Origin of the sequence: Gemella sp. 27098_8_92 (assembly GCF_041433685.1) — a bacterium.
Lineage (GTDB): Bacteria > Bacillota > Bacilli > Staphylococcales > Gemellaceae > Gemella.
This window is the reverse complement of sequence record NZ_JAPWBZ010000002.1, coordinates 39,808-56,289: the sequence shown is the minus strand read 5'-3', so window position 1 is coordinate 56,289 and position 16,482 is coordinate 39,808. Positions and strand designations below refer to the sequence as shown.

17 protein-coding genes are annotated in these 16,482 nt (G+C 30.0%); 3 read left to right on the top strand and 14 right to left on the bottom strand.

The features are described from left to right. Positions 1–38: 38 nt before the first annotated feature. From O3802_RS01635 to O3802_RS01625, 3 genes are read right to left on the bottom strand one after another with little or no spacing between them, the layout of a single operon-like run. Positions 39–770 (bottom strand): hypothetical protein, encoded by a 732-nt coding sequence (locus O3802_RS01635; RefSeq protein WP_371458014.1) that lies wholly within the window; start codon positions 768–770, stop codon positions 39–41. Next, positions 763–1,479, bottom strand: a complete 717-nt coding sequence (locus O3802_RS01630) for an ATP-binding cassette domain-containing protein (RefSeq protein WP_371458013.1) — start codon at positions 1,477–1,479, stop codon at positions 763–765. Before O3802_RS01630 ends, O3802_RS01635 begins: the two co-directional genes overlap by 8 nt. Beyond that, complete coding sequence (locus O3802_RS01625) at positions 1,460–1,855, bottom strand: GntR family transcriptional regulator (RefSeq protein ID WP_371458012.1); 396 nt, start codon at positions 1,853–1,855, stop codon at positions 1,460–1,462. Before O3802_RS01625 ends, O3802_RS01630 begins: the two co-directional genes overlap by 20 nt. A gap of 153 nt (positions 1,856–2,008) precedes the next feature. Here O3802_RS01625 and O3802_RS01620 point away from each other — a divergent pair, with 153 nt between their 5' ends. The 3 genes from O3802_RS01620 (at position 2,009) to arsS (ending at position 4,119) form a co-directional block, all read left to right on the top strand. Then, positions 2,009–2,692: a TIGR04283 family arsenosugar biosynthesis glycosyltransferase gene (locus tag O3802_RS01620; RefSeq protein ID WP_371458011.1), complete on the top strand. Its 684-nt coding sequence runs from the start codon at positions 2,009–2,011 to the stop codon at positions 2,690–2,692. Between the two features lie 135 nt (positions 2,693–2,827). Beyond that, positions 2,828–3,166 carry an arsenosugar biosynthesis-associated peroxidase-like protein gene (locus tag O3802_RS01615; RefSeq protein WP_276685852.1) on the top strand — a complete coding sequence of 113 codons (339 nt, stop codon included), beginning with the start codon at positions 2,828–2,830 and terminating at the stop codon, positions 3,164–3,166. Positions 3,167–3,174: 8 nt separating this feature from the next. Then, positions 3,175–4,119: an arsenosugar biosynthesis radical SAM (seleno)protein ArsS gene (arsS, locus tag O3802_RS01610; RefSeq protein ID WP_276685851.1), complete on the top strand. Its 945-nt coding sequence runs from the start codon at positions 3,175–3,177 to the stop codon at positions 4,117–4,119. A 139-nt stretch (positions 4,120–4,258) separates the two neighbouring features. Here the strand turns inward: arsS and O3802_RS01605 are convergent, their stop codons facing one another. From O3802_RS01605 to O3802_RS01555, 11 genes are all read right to left on the bottom strand, one after another. After that, on the bottom strand, positions 4,259–6,031 hold the full coding sequence (locus tag O3802_RS01605) for a trypsin-like peptidase domain-containing protein (protein ID WP_371458010.1): 1,773 nt from the start codon (positions 6,029–6,031) through the stop codon (positions 4,259–4,261). A 185-nt stretch (positions 6,032–6,216) separates the two neighbouring features. Further along, a complete protein-coding gene (locus O3802_RS01600) occupies positions 6,217–6,447 on the bottom strand; it encodes an acyl carrier protein (RefSeq protein ID WP_276685849.1) in 231 nt (76 codons plus the stop codon). 3 nt (positions 6,448–6,450) lie between these two features. Next, complete coding sequence (gene plsX / locus O3802_RS01595) at positions 6,451–7,437, bottom strand: phosphate acyltransferase PlsX (RefSeq protein WP_371458009.1); 987 nt, start codon at positions 7,435–7,437, stop codon at positions 6,451–6,453. Then, positions 7,430–8,065, bottom strand: coding sequence for a class A sortase (locus O3802_RS01590; protein WP_371458008.1), 636 nt, complete (start codon positions 8,063–8,065; stop codon positions 7,430–7,432). The genes plsX and O3802_RS01590 overlap by 8 nt, the downstream gene beginning before the upstream one ends. Positions 8,066–8,074: 9 nt before the next feature. Beyond that, positions 8,075–10,084, bottom strand: a complete 2,010-nt coding sequence (gene recG / locus O3802_RS01585) for an ATP-dependent DNA helicase RecG (RefSeq protein WP_371458007.1) — start codon at positions 10,082–10,084, stop codon at positions 8,075–8,077. Continuing rightward, positions 10,077–10,949: an L-serine ammonia-lyase, iron-sulfur-dependent, subunit alpha gene (gene sdaAA / locus O3802_RS01580; RefSeq protein ID WP_371458006.1), complete on the bottom strand. Its 873-nt coding sequence runs from the start codon at positions 10,947–10,949 to the stop codon at positions 10,077–10,079. Before sdaAA ends, recG begins: the two co-directional genes overlap by 8 nt. A gap of 10 nt (positions 10,950–10,959) precedes the next feature. Next, a complete protein-coding gene (gene sdaAB / locus O3802_RS01575; protein WP_371458005.1) occupies positions 10,960–11,628 on the bottom strand; it encodes an L-serine ammonia-lyase, iron-sulfur-dependent subunit beta in 669 nt (222 codons plus the stop codon). A gap of 2 nt (positions 11,629–11,630) precedes the next feature. Continuing rightward, on the bottom strand, positions 11,631–13,301 hold the full coding sequence (rnjA, locus tag O3802_RS01570) for a ribonuclease J1 (RefSeq protein WP_371458004.1): 1,671 nt from the start codon (positions 13,299–13,301) through the stop codon (positions 11,631–11,633). After that, positions 13,294–13,512, bottom strand: a complete 219-nt coding sequence (locus tag O3802_RS01565) for a DNA-dependent RNA polymerase subunit epsilon (RefSeq protein ID WP_371458003.1) — start codon at positions 13,510–13,512, stop codon at positions 13,294–13,296. The genes rnjA and O3802_RS01565 overlap by 8 nt, the downstream gene beginning before the upstream one ends. After that, positions 13,512–15,089 carry an aminotransferase class V-fold PLP-dependent enzyme gene (locus tag O3802_RS01560; protein ID WP_371458002.1) on the bottom strand — a complete coding sequence of 526 codons (1,578 nt, stop codon included), beginning with the start codon at positions 15,087–15,089 and terminating at the stop codon, positions 13,512–13,514. The genes O3802_RS01565 and O3802_RS01560 overlap by 1 nt, the downstream gene beginning before the upstream one ends. 200 nt (positions 15,090–15,289) lie before the next feature. After that, on the bottom strand, positions 15,290–16,480 hold the full coding sequence (locus O3802_RS01555) for an NAD(P)/FAD-dependent oxidoreductase (protein WP_371458001.1): 1,191 nt from the start codon (positions 16,478–16,480) through the stop codon (positions 15,290–15,292). Positions 16,481–16,482: the final 2 nt, after the last annotated feature.

The following is a 16,482-nucleotide window of genomic DNA, read 5'->3' as shown; positions in this document are numbered from 1 at the left end:
CTCTTCATTCAAAATATCTTACTCTGCTTTTATTATCATTATCTTCTACCCCAATATATACCTTGATATAATTGTAGTACCAATGCTAATGTTATGGCAACTATAAATATTAATTTGTAGCTCCTACTTATAGTTTCTTTTCTTCTTAAATCTACTATGAATTGTGTACTAAATATTTGAAATATTACTGCTAATACCACCAACATTAATATTTTTACTAAATTAAATTTTGCATTATCAAATGTTGTTAAGTATAATCCATTTAATATTATTGATATTATTTTAATAGCTAATGCATATATTAGTACATCCATTGCTATAAAATTCCAAAATGAACGTTTAGTTAATATCATTTGAATAATAGCTAAATTTGATATTATTATCACTATCAATAATACGTATATATACTCTATAATATTTACTTTATAATAAATATAGTGAAATATAAAGTCTATGACCATTGAAGGTATTAGAAATATATATGTTGTTAAATATATTTGTCTTACTCTTTCCTTAAATGGAATTGGCAAATATTCTGTTATAAGCCTTTCTCTATCCTCATATTTTCTCCCATTTACTACAAATACTATTGCAGATAAAATTGCTAATATTACATAATTTTTATTCAATAATATGATAAGTGTTATTATTATTGTTAAAAAATAATACCCAAAATAGAAAATTTTATAAATTTGTGGTGTTGAATAATTTCTATTCGAGATAATATTTAATAAAGCTCCCCATTTTGTTTTATATTCTACTTTATTCATTTCTCCCAACTCCTTTTAATATTGAAATTAAAATCTTTTCAATATTTTCATTATTATAGCTATCTTGTAATTCTACTATATCGGCATCTATAACTAGTTGCCCGTTTTCTAGTACAAGTATATAATCTGCTAAATTTTGAATCACACTAGGTTCTTCGGTAACTATAATTGTAATCCTATTTTCATCCATATACTCTCGGATCAGTGAAAGCATCTCTTTTTTAGCTATCAATCCTACTCCTGCTAATGGGTTATCTAAAACTAAAACCTGTGAGTTAGTAAAAATGCCTATACCAAACAGTAAAATCTTTTTTTCTCCTTGAGATAATTCATAAATTTTTTTATATTTATAAATATTATATTTTTTTAAATATTCATAACAACTCTGTTTATTAAACCTAGAATCTAATTTTGAAATTTTACTTATGATAGTTTCCACACTTAATTTATCTGAAAATAAAGGGTTATCGGCTACATAGGAATACTTTGCTTTTATCTCTACTTCATTTTCATAAAAATTTAAGTTATTATATAAAATCATTTCTTTTTTTATATCTATACTTCCTAAAATACTTTGCAAAAATAGTGTTTTCCCACTGCCACTATTTCCTGTTATTGCATAAACATAGCCTTCTTTGAAAGTATAATCAATAACCCCTAGTTTAAAATTCCCTTTTTGCACCTTTAAATTAGTTATCTTTAGTACCATAGTTTCTCTCCCCCAATACTATCTCCATAATTTCATTTATATCTATCTTTGTTAAACCATCATCAAGTGCTTTTTCAACTATCTTCTCTATTTCTTTAGAATATTTTCTTTTTTTAATCTCCCGTATTTCCTTTGTATTTATCTCATTTACAAAATATCCTACTGCTCCTTTTGAATAAATAAGATTTTCCTGTAACAACACTTCATAAGCTTTTTTTATAGTTATAATCCCTACTTCTAGTTCTTTAGACAATGTTCGAATTGAAGGAAGTTGTGTATTGGAACTAAGCTCATCCAATAAAATCTTATTTCTTATTCCACTTGCAATTTGTTGATAGATTGGCATTGATGATAAATTAGAAATTTTTATATTCATCTTCCCACCTCTCTTGTATCTACTGTGATTATACAATAGATACAGTTATTTGTCAATATTATTTTAAAAACATTTATTATGGAGATTTTATTTTTTTATAACTAGATATATGCTATAATATATACGTTAATTATTATTTTATGGAGGAATTTTATGATTTCTATTATAGTTCCTATTTACAATGAAGAAACAATTATTCGAGATTTTATTTATAATCTATATTGCTTACGTAATATTAAAGAACATGAAGTTATTTTTGTAGATGGTGGTAGCCAAGATAAAACTTTAGACATATTAGAAGAACTCTCTCATTTTGGATATTCATACTATATTTCTACCAAGAAAGGGCGTGCAAATCAGATGAACTTTGGGGCGGAAATTTCTCACGGTGATATACTTTGGTTTGTTCACGCCGATAGTGTTCTTCAAAAAGATGTTATACAAAAAGTTATCGATTGTCCTACTGAGGTTGGTTGTTTAAAGATTAAATTTTATCCAAATAGTTTTCCTATGCGTGTTAATTCTATTGTTTCTAATATGCGCGCAAGTATTACTAACCTAGCTTTTGGGGATCAAGCATTGTTTCTTTCTAGAGAAGCTTTTAAAAAAGTTGGAGGATATAAAGATATGCCAATTATGGAAGATTATCGAATTTCAGAAGATTTAAGCGCTAATGGATATAAAATTACAGTTATCGATTCTTCTGTGACAACCTCTACACGTCGCTATAAAGGGCATGTAAAAAAAACTATGTGGCAAATGCAAAAATATCAAAAAATGTACCGTCGTGGTGTACCTGTAGAAGAAATCGCCAAGATGTATCGTGATATAAGGTAAGTTTTAATAAAAGATTTTCTCCGATTTAATTGAGAAGAAATTTTTTTTATTTTATGTATAATTTGTCATTTCTTTGATTATTTTTCTATTCTGATTTATAATGAAATTATATATTTTTTAAAGGAGAGAATAAATATGGCTGATTATTTTAAAAAGAAACATTTAATAGAGTTTGGAGAAGGTAAATTCGGTGAAGATGCTGCTGAACATTGGAAAAACTTTATGAATTATTACGGTAATGTAATGGCAGAAGGTGAATTAACATCACGTGAAAAAGCTCTTATAGCTCTTGCTGTTGCACATTCTGAAGCTTGTCCTTACTGCATAGACGCCTACACTAGTACTTGTTTAAGTGAAGGTTGTGATCAAGATCAAATCGCTGAGGCTATTCATGTTGCAGCAGCTATGAAAGCAGGAATTACTTTAGTACACGGTCTTCAAAGTAAAGAGCTTTCTGACAAACTTACTAACTAGGAACTATTATGTCAGAGTTAAACATTCCTAAATTCTTCGATATGGTAGAAGACAAACAATACTTACTTGCCGAAGAATATCCTGATACAATGCAAATAAATGTCGGGAGTTTATGCAATATAACTTGTAGTCACTGTCACGTAGATGGTGGGCCTCACAGGAAAAATAATATGGTTCGTGAGACTTTCGAACAAATTATTGAAGCATTCAAAGTTGGTAACTATAAAATTATGGATATAACAGGCGGAGCTCCTGAAATGAATCCTAACTTTAGATGGTTTTTAAAAGAAATTTCAAAATACGCAAAAACAGTTATGGTTAGAACAAACTTAGTTATTTTAGCTGTACCCGCATATAGTGATATTCCTGAATTATATCGTGATTTAAAAGTCCAAGTTATCGCATCTCTCCCCTACTATAATGAAAAAGTTGTTACTAGACAACGTGGTAAAGGAGTTTTCCCTAAATCTATAGAGGTATTACAACGTCTAAATGAACTTGGTTATGGTAAAGAAGAAGATTTAGTTATTAATTTAGTCTACAATCCAAATGGAGCATATTTACCACCAAAACAAGAAGCTCTAGAAAAAACTTATAAGAAAAAACTTTTTGATAACTTTGGAATTGTATTTAATAACTTATTTGCAATTACAAATAACCCTATTGGGCGTTTTTCTGAATTTTTACATCGTGAGGATTTATATGCAGACTATATGAATAAACTTTTTCGAGCATATAATCCAGCTACATTACCTGGACTTATGTGTCGTAATATGATTTCTATTGGTCCAGACGGCTCTCTTTATGATTGTGATTTTAATTTAATTGAAAAACTAAACGTTTCTGGAGAAATACAGCATGTTAGCCAACTTACCAAAGAACATATTGGTGTTCGTAGAATTAGAACAGGTATGCATTGCTACGGTTGTACAGCTGGAGCTGGTTCTTCTTGAGGTGGCGAAACTTGTTAACATAGGTTATGTTAATTATTAAAAATAAAACAAGAAATATTCATTTTCTACTAGTATTAAAATGAATATTTCTTGTTTTTTCTACATTCTCTAATTATTTAATATGAAGTTAAGAGTGCTCTTAATTTTGATATTTTTCTTCTTTTTTATCTTCTTTGGGGCGTTCTATCTCATCATATTTTGGAGTTATCTCCTTACCTTCAATAATGCTTTTAATCCATTCTAATTGATTTGGAGATAGAATTAATCCACCTGAGCGATTTTGTCCCCCATTTTGGTGAATACCTATCACTTCTCCTTTATCATTAAGTATTCCTCCTCCACTCATACCTGGTGCCCCACCTTGATACTGTACACCATATGTATTTTTTGCATATTGTTGTTCTAACTCTACTGACACATCTTTAAGATGAGTATATTTTCCTTTAGGATAACCATAAACATTTAATTTATCCCCAACATTAACTTTATTATAATTTGAAGTCAAACTAACATACTGGTTATTATTAACATTTGGTAGTTTTATCACAGCTAAATCATTAATATATCCTTTAGGATACTCTTTTTTATTATAAAAATGAATATCTTTTGCACTAAACGTTCCTTTTTTCCCATCTGGTGTTATCCACTCATAAATATTTTCTTTTTCAGATCCTATTAGCTCCCCTGTCATATTATCTTTAGAACTAGTAATAAAGTTATGCGCTACTGATAAGAGTACATTAGGCGATATAAAAGTTGCTGAACCTACACCTGAATTTTCTATATTGTTTGATATAAATCTCATATTAAGCATTGCACTAGCATTCTTTTCCATAATATTTTCTTTTGGTAATTTATCTGTTTCAGGTTTTAATGGTTCAATCTTTCCAGTATATTCTGGTTTTTCTAACTTCTCTGGTTCTACTATTGCTCCTGATTGTACCCCTGTATATTCTGGTCTTTCTAATTTCTCTGGCTCTACTATCGCTCCCGATTGTACCCCTGTATATTCTGGTTTCTCTAATTTCTCTGGTTCTACTATTGCCCCTGATTGTTCTCCTGTATATTCTGGTTTCTCTAATTTCTCTGGTTCTACTATTGCTCCTGATTGTACCCCTGTATATTCTAGTTTCTCTAATTTCTCTGGTTCTACTATTGCCCCTGATTGTTCTCCTGTATATTCTGTTTTTTCTTCTTTTTCAGATTTTACTACTGCTCCTGATTGTTTTCCTACATACTCTGGTTTAATTATATTCCTATTTTTTGAACTTTCACCAGAATTACTGTTTCTTATATCTTCTAATTCTTTATCATTTTTATTTATTTTAAAATTACTATATTCATTTTTTACAAATCCTACATAATTATACCCAGGAATTTCTATTGGATTCGGTAATTTTCCATTCTTAAATACACTAAAATCTGTATTATATATTGATAATTTTGAGCTATCCACTGCTATAACAGGGATTTGTAAAGTATTTACTCCTAAACTTGTAACCAACATTACCGATAATATTTTATACTTTTTATTTTTTCCTCGAGTAACAGCTATTATTAACATACCTACTACTCCAGCAAGTAAAATACCATTTACTCCAGTATATATTCCTGTATTAGGCAAAGTACTTATCTTCGTTTCTTGTGAAGGTTTATAGACTAAATAATAAATTTCTTCATTTGATTCTGCAACTTTAGGAAGCTCTTTTACTATTAATTCTTTTTCTTTTTGTGTTAATTCATCATCACTAACATATCTATAATGTATATTTAATTTATCTTCAGCTTTAGCATAATTATTATTAATTTCTATATTTCCTAATACAAACATTCCAAGAGTAGCCGAAATAACTCCTATAGTAAATTTTCTAATAGCAAACCTACTATATTTTTCTCCAAAAAAATTTTTCATTTATATTCTCCTTTTTCCATAATTTATGATTACTTATGATTTCTCATAATTTAACATATTAATTTTAATTCTTTCATTTAAAAAAATCAAGAAATCAGTATTATGTAAAAAGTATAAATGTTAAAAAAAAGAATCTAGTTTTAGATAATACAAAACTAAATTCTTTATATAATTTTTAATTTAAATTATTTTCTTTCTTCTATTACTCTTACTAAATCTTTAATAGCAACAATATTTTCTGCATCTTCATCAGAAAATTCAAATCCGTATTTTTCTTCAATATCCATTACTACATCAGCGATATCAATTGAATCAGCATCTAAATCCTCATTAAGTTTTGATTCTAATGTGATTTTTTCTGGTTCGATTTTTACATATCTTGTAATTATTTCTTTTACTTCTTCTAAAATTGCCATTTTTTATTCTCCTTTTTCCATTGTTTCTATCATTATATCATAAAGTTTTGTTTTGTGTATTTGTTTTGCTTGTTGAACAGCATAATATAGTGCATTTTCATCGGCAGCACCATGAACTTTTATTGTAGGTTTCTTTATTCCAAGTAAAAATGCTCCACCATATTCACTGTAATCAAATTTTTTCCTAAATGCATTAATACCTTTTTTTACTAATAATGCCCCTATTTTAGTTTTTAAGTTCTGTAAGAAAATTCCTTTTATCATTTTTCCTAATGACTTCGCAACTCCTTCTATAGTTTTTAATAAAACATTTCCTGCAAAGCCTTCAGCCACTACTATATCAAATTGATGCTCTAATATTTCTCGACCTTCTATATTCCCCTTAAAGTTTGCTACTTCGGCCTTCATAAGCTTATGTGCATCCTTATAAACTTTGTTACCTTTACTTTCTTCAACACCTACATTCAACAATGCTACGCTCGGTGTTTCTATATTATAAATGTACTTCATATACAATTGACCAAGTTTTGCATAATTAAGTAGATCGTCCGGTTTTGCCTCAACATTCGCCCCAAGATCTGTTAATAAAAACTTATGATCTGACCTTGTTGGTAGTAGAGAAGCTAAGCCTGGTTTTGAAATACCCTCGATACGACCAATCATAAATACTGAACTTGCCATAAATGCACCTGTACTTCCTCCAGAAATAGCTACATCTATTATTTGATTGTTTAAATCATCTAACATTCTAATCATAGACGCATCTTTTTTCTTTCTATGAACTCGCGCCGGATCATCTGACATATATACTTCTTCTGTACAAACATTTTTTACAATATTTTCAGTTTTTGTTACTTTTATTAATGTTTCTTCCAATCCATAAACATATAATTCTGCTTCGCTGTCTTTATAGTTATTTACAAAGTTAATAATTCTTTCTGGGTTATCTATCCCTAAAATATCTATTCCTATTTTCATAATATTATGCACTCTCTTCTCCTACTAATTTAGCTTCTACAACAAATCTACTTTCCCATTCTCCTGTTTTAGGATTATAATTATCGCAAGTGAATAATGTAAGTTTTTTAGGTTGATCTTTATGTTGCTCTAGTATTTCTACCTGTGTTGCAGCCACATCATATAGTTTACTTACCTCATATGTACGCAACTTATCCTTTGAAATAACCTGAACTTTGTCACCCATTTTTATTTTATTAAGATTATTAAATCTTATACCTACTCCTTGGACACTGTGTCCAGCTATAACAACATTTTGAGCATCTAGTGTTGATGGCTCTTGTGCCGTTGCAACACCATTAATTAAGTTTATTTCCGTTACATCTTGAAATATTGGCTCTTCTATATTTACAGAATCAATTTTTAAAATTCCTAACATTGAATCAGTTAATTTTATTTTAGATGCATTATCAGTAAATAATTTTTGCCACCAAGGTATATCTACCTCTCCTTTACCATTTCTATATGCAGTTATTATTTTATTATTAGCATTTCCTGTTAAATACTCTCTTATTTGATTTTTAAAAATAAGTACCACCGAAGTAAGCAATAATACCGCAATAAGAATATTCATTAATCTATTTTTCCACTTCTTACTCATTTATTCCTCCTACATTGTTGTTTCCTTTAAACCTATATACTCTAACAAACGCTCTTTACTATCTGTTACCTCTATAATTTTTAAAGCTAATTTTTTAGCTAAATACATAAGATCTACATCATTAATTAAATCTGCAACTTTAAAACTTGGAACACCACTTTGCTTCGTACCAAAAAAGTCACCAGGGCCACGTTGTTTAAGATCAAATTCTGCAATTTTAAATCCATCATTTTCCAAACACATAATATCTATTCTCTCACTTTTTGAATCAGTTATCAAGATACAATACGATTGAAACTTACTTCTTCCTACACGTCCTCTAAGTTGATGAAGTGTCGCAAGTCCAAATCTATGCGCATCTACTATAATCATAAATGTTGCATTAGGAACATTCACTCCTACTTCTATTACGGTCGTTGAAATTAAAATATGTATCTCTTTATTTAAGAACTTTTCTACTATTTCATCTTTTTCTTTATTAGTCATTTTCCCATGTAAAATGGCTATTTTATAAGAATCTGATAGATAGCCTCTTATCTTCTCATATGTATCTTCCACATTTTGAAGATCTATTTTTTCCGATTCTTCTATCAATGGACATACAACATAACCTTGTTTTCCATTTTCAAGTTCCATCTTAATATTATCCAAGACTTTATAAAAACTTTTATTATTTGCTTTATATGTCTGGACTTTTTTACGTCCTGCTGGAAGCTCATCTATTGTTGATACTTTTATATCAGTAATTAATGTTATTGCTAGACTACGCGGGATTGGCGTTGCTGTCATCATCAATGAATTTACTGCCTCTCCTTTATTATTTAAAATTTTACGTTGCCTAACACCAAAACGATGCTGTTCATCTGTAATTACGTATTTTAAATTCTTAAATTTGACATCTTCTTGAATTAAAGAATGTGTCCCAATTAATAATTCTACTTCTCCTACTTCAAGTAAACTTAAAATTTTATTACGTTCTTTTTTAGGTGTATTACTAGTAAGAAGCGCTATAGATATATTCAATTCTCTAAAAAACTCGAAAAATGTTTCAAAATGCTGATTAGCAAGGATTTCTGTCGGCGCCATAATAGCTGCTTGATAGCCAGATTTTATAACTCCATACAAAGTAGCCGCTGCTACAGCTGTTTTCCCACTTCCTACATCTCCTTGAAGTAACCTATCCATTTTATAAGGTGTACTTAAGTCTGCAATAATTTCATCTATTACCCTATTCTGTGCATTTGTTAAATTAAATGGCAGTTGCTTTTTAAACGTATTAATTTCATTATCATTAATATAAATACTATATTTTTTATCTTCTATCCTTCTATTTATACTTTGCAACTGTAATTTCAGCTGATAATTAAATAACTCATGGAAAGCATACATCTTACGGGCTTTATCAAACTGCTCAATATCTTTTGGAAAGTGAAGCGTGTATAAGATTTTTTCTAATTTCCAAATTCCTTTAAAGTTTTCAGGAACTAAATCTAAAATAACATTTTCTTCATCAATCATATTAAATGCTTCTTCTACAAGTTTTACAAATCGTTTTTGAGTTATTCCTTGTTTTAAATGATAGAAAACCTCAATTTTATCGTTATTGTCCTTTTTTTCTTCTTTTCCAAAGGAAATACTAGAAGCTGTTATAGTATTATTAGCTCTGTTATACGTCCCCTTAACAACTAAATCACGTCCCTCTAAAAGATTTTTTTTAAGGTAATGTTGATTAAAAAATACTATTTTTATACTACCTGTTGCCGTTAACAATGAAAAAAATGAACGGCTTCTTTTCTTTCCATAAAACTGTGTACTTACACGCGTTTCTACTTTCCCAGTTGCTACTACTTTTTCATTATCTTTCACAGATATAGAAAAATCAGTAGAACTAGACACTCTGTAAGGAATATTATACAAGACATCACGAATAGTATATATATCCAATTCATTCAATGTTTGTAGATATTTTTTTCCCACACCTTTTATAGTTTCTACTGACTTTTCCAATATATTAATCATTACCGAATAATAAACTCCTATATTTTTCTCCAGTTTTTGTAATCGCCAACCCACCTTTGGCAGTTTCTTTTAGTGTTGTCGACATTTCTAAACCAATCTTATACATGGCTTCTAATACTTCATCTGCAGGTATACGACTCTTAATACCTGCAAGTGCCATATCTGCTGCCATCATTGCTATAGATGCTCCTGCAGCATTACGTTTTACACAGGGAACTTCAACTAATCCTGCTACAGGATCACAAACAAGACCTAACATATTTTTTAAAGCAATTGCGAAAGCATGCGCACTTGTTTCTGCATCACCACCCATAGCCTCTACTATCGCGGCTGCAGCCATTGCACTAGCTGAACCTATTTCAGCTTGACATCCACCTTCTGCTCCCGAACAAGATGCATTATTGGCTACAACAAAACCAAAAGCCCCTGCTGTAAATAACATTCTGAGTTGTGTTTCTTCATCTATATTAAACTTTTGTTTTAATGCATGAACGCATCCAGGTAAAACCCCTGCTGACCCTGCTGTAGGTGTTGCGCAAATTAATCCTAGTGAAGCATTAACTTCATTAGTTGCTATAGCTGCCGCAACTCCTGTCAAAAAATCACCACCAGTAATTGATTGGCCACTTTCTATATAATTTTGTAATTTTTTAGCATCTCCTCCAGTAAGTCCTGTCTTTGAACTTACCCCTGCTAGGCCCTCTTCTACGGCTTGCATCATTACTGATAAGTTGCGTTTCATTAATTTTTCCACAGCAGAACGACTAACTCCATTCAACTCCACTTCTTGTTCAATCATAAGCTCCGAAACAGGTTTCTTTTCATGTTTTGATTTTTCCACTATATCTTCTAAACTTGTAAACATAACGGTTCCCCTATAATTTATCTGCAAATTTTACTTCATTAACATATTCTAAGTTAGTAATTTTTTCTAACTGCTCCTCACTAATTTTTTCTAGAGTCTCAACTACTAAAAGATTTTCCCCCTCTAATATTGAATCAGAAAAATTAGTACTTACTTTATTATTACCAAATATAGTTTCTACCTCTAATAGTAGTTGCACTTTATTGCTTTCACTAAACTTATAAAAAATAAAGTAATTAGGAAAATCTCCAGAAAGATTTACATCGAATCCTAATAATTCAAAAATAATCATCTTCCCTCCACCAATTGATTTCCCAACTAAGTCCAAACTATGTCTACCTGCTTCCACTTCTAATTTAGCAGTATTTGGATGAATATGCTCAACTTCACTTTCTATAAATTCAAAATCTATCCCTGCTTCTTTGGCATCTTCTAAACTAGTTCTTATACGTTTATCTGAGGTATTATACCCTAATAGTCCCCCTATTAATGCTATATCTGTTCCATGTCCTTTATATGTTTCTTTAAAAGAACCATATAAAGTAATCTTTATTTTTTCAGGTTGATATCCAAATATATATCTAGTAAGTAATCCTATTCTAACAGCTCCAGCTGTATGTGAACTTGATGGACCAACCATTATTGGTCCTATAATATCAAATACACTTCTATATTTCATATTTATACCTCCAATATAGTAGGCAGTATCACAGGCTTTCTTCCAATCTCTTGTTCTAAAAATTGTCCTAATTTCTCTACTATTTGGTGACGCACTTGATATACCCCTATTTCTTCATCAGAAAGTGTGTTTAATACTGCATCTTTAACTACACCTTTACACGCACCAAACAACTCCATAGATTCATTAATATTAACAAAACCACGGCTTATTATATCTGGATTATTGAGTAATTTTTTATTTTTAAAATCTAAAGCTACAGATACAACAATGACACCCTCTTCTGAAAGCTCTTTTCTATCTTTTATAACTACACTTCCTATGTCTCCAATTCCAAGTCCATCCACATATACATCTGATGCCTCAAATCTTCCAGCAATACGAGCACTATCGCTTGTTAACGCTAGGACCTCTCCATTTTCCATAATAAATGAATTTTCTAGAGGAATATCACATTCTGCGGCAGTTTGAGCATGAATAACTTGCATACGATACTCACCATGAATAGGCATAAAGTATTTAGGTTTAATCAATCTAAACATTAACTTCTGTTCTTCTTTTGATCCATGCCCTGATGTATGAACATTATTTACACTAGATGTAATTACATTTGCCCCAAGTTTTGATAGTAAATCTATATTTTTATTAATAGATAAGGTATTTCCAGGAATAGCAGAACTTGCAAAAATTACCGTATCTGTAGGCATAATAGTAATCTTTTTATGCGTACCATTAGCAATTCTACTAAGGGCTGCAAGTTCTTCTCCTTGAGTTCCTGTACATAAAATAAGCAATTTATTTGGATCAACTTGATTTAAATATTTACTATTAACAAAAGTATCTTTTGGAGCTTTAATATATCCTAATTCTGTACCAATTTTGATAGCTTTCTCCATTGAGCGACCAAAAACAACAATTTTTCTTCCATGTTCTATACATGCTTCAACTACCTGTTTTACACGATAAACGTTAGAAGCAAATGTAGCAAATATTACACGGTGTTTTTCTTTACGTAATATATTAGAAATTGTTTTTCCTACTTCTTTTTCGCTTTGAGTAAACTCTCCTCTTTCGGAGTTAGTTGAGTCTGAAAGTAAACATAGTACACCTTCAGCCCCAATCGCCGCCATTTTATGTAAGTTTGTACCTTGTCCCACTGGAGTAAAGTCAAATTTGAAATCTCCTGTATGAACAATATTTCCTTGTGGTGTATTAACTATAACCCCAAAAGAATCTGGAATAGAATGCGTTGTATTATGAAATGACACTTTTAAATATTTAAACTCTAAAATAGTATCTTCATCAATAACATTTAATTCGGCTCTTGCCAATAAATTATGTTCTTCTAATTTTGATCTTATTAACCCAATAGCAAGTGGTCCGCCATAAATAGGTAAATTCACTTTTCTTAGTAAAAATGGCAATCCGCCAATATGATCTTCATGCCCATGCGTTATCACTAAGGCTTTTATTTTAGATATATTTTTTTCAATATACGAATAATCAGGAATTACATAATCAATTCCTAAAATATTATCTCCAGGAAACTTTACCCCTGCATCAATAATAATTATTTCATCACGATATTGAATAGCGTAAGTGTTCTTCCCTATTTCGCCTAATCCACCAATGGCAGCTACACCTACTTCATTTTTTTTAATGATTTTATCCATTAACTTTCTCCACTTTAAAATCTTCCACTTGTTTTTCAAATTCTAAATATGCGTCACTTAATTCTTGAACAAGCTCTATATTATAATCTCTGTCATCCAAGTATTTTCTAACCTCAGGAACACCATCAGCTTCTACAAATAATACTTGTGTATTCTCCCTTACTGGAATTTCTTTTGAATTTTCTTGATAAAATACTTTAAATACTGGCATTAATTCTCTCCTATCATTTCTTTTAATATACTTAGTGTATAATCTATTTCTTTTTTAGTTGTGTTTATATTTATAAATGAGAACTGAATTATATTTCTTTCTAATAAGTATGAACTCTTATAATGAATAAATATATTATTTATCGCAAGAGATGCTCCTACATTAAGCGAAGAAATACTTTCAGGAAGTTCAACAGTTATTATGACCGGTGACACTTCACTATCTTTAATTTTCATAATTGGAAGTCCTAAAGCTTTTAATCCTTCTTTCATATAAGTATACTTACTTTGGACTTTTTCATATCTTTCATCAGTTTCAAAAGAGTCTAAAGCTGTATTTAGAGCTTCCATTAAAATTGATGGCTGTGTAAATGGTATAGATACCATCTTGTTAGCATAATGTAAATCTAAATATAATGGCGTATTTTCTAATGGAACCAACTCGCAATTTGAACCTACTATAGCAAGTCCTGCTACAGAACAAAATGCTTTTCCTGATGAACACGCAACGTAATCTACATTTCTATAACTATACTTTACTGCTCCTACTGCTGATACAGCATCAACAGCTAAAACTTTATTATGTTTTTCTTTCACAATTTCTGTAATTCTTTGTAAATTATTTAAAATTCCAGCACTAGTTTCATTATGAACTAAATAGACAAAGTCATAATTGTCCTCAGATAACTTTCTATCTAATAATTCTAAATCAAAACTCTCTCCAAAACCTACGGTATAATCATCTATATTTAACCCATGGCGTTTACTTTCACGTATCAGTCTACTTCCGAATTCTCCATTTGCAAGAACCAACCCATTGTAAAGTTCACGTCCCTTAAGCTGAGCCATGATAGCTTCATTAGCTAAAGTTGCTGAACCGTGAAGTATTGTTGCACACTCAACATCAAGAATTCTTTCTAACTTAGATAAAGTATCTTTTGTCAATGTGACAAACTCGTTACTTCTATGTGAATAAAGTTTCTTAGATAATTTCGCAACAACATCATCTAACAAATCTACTGGGCCTGGCAAAAAATTTATACGTTGAGCTACTGCAAGCCTATTAAGAATTTTGTTTTCAGCGGTTAAATCTAAATACATCGGCATATATTCTGCATCTTTTGTACCTACATTTTCATGAAATTGAACAAACCCTATATGATTATATAATTTTTTTTGTCTAACTGTTCCCGAAATAAAAACAATATCATATGAATTTTGAATAATATAATTAAACGTTCTTTGTATTAATTCTGTAAATACTTTTGTTTTTCTATACTGATGTTTTATTGATAACAATCTAATTTCAACAGGTTTTCTATATTCTCCATTGTAATATTTATCTATATTATTTAATTTTTGATCCAGAGAAAACGGACGTGTATCAGATAATGAAATCATTCCTACTACTTCATTATCTTTTTTAGCTATTATATAAATGTTTTTATCATGAAATTTATCTTTTAATTTCTTAGTTTCATTTTTTTTGTGCTGAGGAATCTCATCAACAAATGTTTCATAATTTAATTTGAAAATTTGTTCATATTCTTCTTGTGTATTCGCTATTTTATATATCATAATGTTTCCTCATAACTTTATTTGGTTAAATTTTCCCTACACTATATCTTACCATATTTATAACTATTTTTCAATTACGCATACTATAAAACTTATTAAAGACAAAATTTATTATTGTCAGGAAACTGCATTTTATAATTAATTATTTAAGCTAAAAAATAAAAAACCCAACAAAAGTTGAGTTTTTTATTTTGATAAAATTAAAGAATACGTTGATTTTTTAGCGCTGTTACAAAATCAGTTAATTCATAAATAGCTTTTGCTTCAATGATTTTTTTCAATTTAGCAGCTTTAAATCCTTTAGATTTTTTTCCACCCATAACATCTGCAATACCATCTTTATGTCCTAAAGAACATACAACTCCACGATTAACATATTTGAAATCCCCAACTTGTTTTCCACTAATACGAGCACCTACATAAGCTCCCATCTGGTTAGCGATTTGCGCTGTAGTTGGATATGGTCTTTCTTGACCTGTTTCAATAAATGCAGCACAGTCACCCACAATATAAATATCTTCCATACCAGGAACAGTTAATTGTTGAGTTGTTACTAAACGGCCACGTTTTGATAATTCTGGGAAAGTTTCGTCCATAAGTTTATTACCACGAACTCCTGCAGTCCACACTAATGTACTAGCTTTCAGTTCTTTTCTTTCTCCATCAACTTCGATAATAAAGCTATCTGCAGTGGCACCTTTAATTCCTGCACCTAAAATAATTTCAATTCCATTATCTTCTAAATATTTTCTAGCATAATCGCTATATTCTTTAGTGAACATTGGAAGTAACGTTGGAGCTGCATCTAATCCATAGATTTTTACTAATTTTTCATCAATTCCATATTTAGAACATAATTCTTTTTTACGATGTACTAATTCGCCTAAGAATTCCATACCAGCAAGACCTGTACCACCTACGATAACAGAGATATCTTTAACATCTTTCTCTTCACTAGTTGCATATTTTCTGAAGTTATCTTCTAACGTAGTTGCAATTTTTTCTGCTGCTAATACATCTGCTATTGGCATAGCATTTTCCGCCATTCCTTCAATACCAAATGTTTCTGGTTGGAATCCTAATCCGATTACTAATACATCATAATCAATTTCATGTTTTTTAGTTAATACTAATTTTTTCTCAGTATCAATTTTAATCACTTCATCTTGAACAAAATTAACACCTGGTGTTACTACATCTTTAATATCAATGCAAATATCACGTGATGGAATATTCCCAGCAGAAACTTCATGTAAGTTAACAGTATCATAATGATATGAGTTTTTATTAACTAATGTTACTTTTACCTCTCCAGCTTTTGCAGCTTTTTTTAATCCTTTTAATGTCGTTAGTCCTGCATAACCAGCACCTAAAATTACTACATTTTTCATAG

Excerpts from the sequence above, each read along its gene's own strand:
- O3802_RS01555 (WP_371458001.1), bottom strand. The coding sequence starts at position 16,480 with ATGAAAAATGTAGTAATTTTAGGTGCTGGTTATGCAGGACTAACGACA.
- sdaAB (WP_371458005.1), bottom strand. The coding sequence starts at position 11,628 with ATGAAATATAGAAGTGTATTTGATATTATAGGACCAATAATGGTTGGT.
- O3802_RS01625 (WP_371458012.1), bottom strand. The coding sequence starts at position 1,855 with ATGAATATAAAAATTTCTAATTTATCATCAATGCCAATCTATCAACAA.
- O3802_RS01590 (WP_371458008.1), bottom strand. The coding sequence starts at position 8,065 with ATGAGTAAGAAGTGGAAAAATAGATTAATGAATATTCTTATTGCGGTA.
- sdaAA (WP_371458006.1), bottom strand. The coding sequence starts at position 10,949 with ATGTTTACAAGTTTAGAAGATATAGTGGAAAAATCAAAACATGAAAAG.
- O3802_RS01600 (WP_276685849.1), bottom strand. The coding sequence starts at position 6,447 with ATGGCAATTTTAGAAGAAGTAAAAGAAATAATTACAAGATATGTAAAA.
- O3802_RS01620 (WP_371458011.1), top strand. The coding sequence starts at position 2,009 with ATGATTTCTATTATAGTTCCTATTTACAATGAAGAAACAATTATTCGA.
- rnjA (WP_371458004.1), bottom strand. The coding sequence starts at position 13,301 with ATGGATAAAATCATTAAAAAAAATGAAGTAGGTGTAGCTGCCATTGGT.
- O3802_RS01560 (WP_371458002.1), bottom strand. The coding sequence starts at position 15,089 with ATGATATATAAAATAGCGAATACACAAGAAGAATATGAACAAATTTTC.
- O3802_RS01630 (WP_371458013.1), bottom strand. The coding sequence starts at position 1,479 with ATGGTACTAAAGATAACTAATTTAAAGGTGCAAAAAGGGAATTTTAAA.
- O3802_RS01565 (WP_371458003.1), bottom strand. The coding sequence starts at position 13,512 with ATGCCAGTATTTAAAGTATTTTATCAAGAAAATTCAAAAGAAATTCCA.
- arsS (WP_276685851.1), top strand. The coding sequence starts at position 3,175 with ATGTCAGAGTTAAACATTCCTAAATTCTTCGATATGGTAGAAGACAAA.
- recG (WP_371458007.1), bottom strand. The coding sequence starts at position 10,084 with ATGATTAATATATTGGAAAAGTCAGTAGAAACTATAAAAGGTGTGGGA.
- O3802_RS01615 (WP_276685852.1), top strand. The coding sequence starts at position 2,828 with ATGGCTGATTATTTTAAAAAGAAACATTTAATAGAGTTTGGAGAAGGT.
- O3802_RS01635 (WP_371458014.1), bottom strand. The coding sequence starts at position 770 with ATGAATAAAGTAGAATATAAAACAAAATGGGGAGCTTTATTAAATATT.
- O3802_RS01605 (WP_371458010.1), bottom strand. The coding sequence starts at position 6,031 with ATGAAAAATTTTTTTGGAGAAAAATATAGTAGGTTTGCTATTAGAAAA.